This window comes from Lachnoanaerobaculum sp. (assembly GCF_057250505.1).
Genome location: NZ_DBHIEQ010000001.1, coordinates 7,490 through 8,030, shown reverse-complemented (window position 1 = coordinate 8,030; position 541 = coordinate 7,490). Strand labels below are relative to the sequence as shown.

Here is a 541-nt window from a genome sequence, read left to right as displayed (position 1 = left end):
AATGCAGATACTCCTTCCGGCAATCATATTCGTTGTTGCAGTTTGCCTCGCATTCTCAACAGGAACATCATGGGGAACATTCGGTATCCTTATTCCTATAGTTGTTGCGGTATTTGCAGGCAAGGATCAGCAGATGATGATAATCTCAATCTCATCATGTATGGCAGGTGCTGTTTGCGGTGACCACTGCTCACCTATTTCAGATACGACCATCATGGCTAGTGCCGGTGCACAGTCAAATCATATCAACCACGTAAATACACAGTTACCATATGCAATGTTGGTTGCAGCGGTATCATTTGTAAGCTATATAATCGCAGCTTTTGTAAGAAATGTGGTTATATCACTTATAATCGCGGTAGCATTGATGATCGGTGTACTGTTCATTATCAAAAAAGTTACATCAAAACAAGATTCAAAACAAGGTGTAGCAAACGCAGCTTAATAAAAACTTCCCTCAATCCCATAAAGGTTGAGGGATTTTTCACTTTGTGATACTCTTATATCAAGAAGATTAAGAGTATCATACAGGAGGTAATGA

At 39.6% G+C, this 541-nt stretch carries 1 protein-coding gene; it reads left to right on the top strand.

The genetic code is table 11. The features are described 5' to 3' along the window. Positions 1–445: Na+/H+ antiporter NhaC family protein (locus tag ACO6FI_RS00040; protein ID WP_485455568.1), on the top strand; the 445-nt coding region annotated here is incomplete at its 5' end. Positions 446–541: the final 96 nt, after the last annotated feature.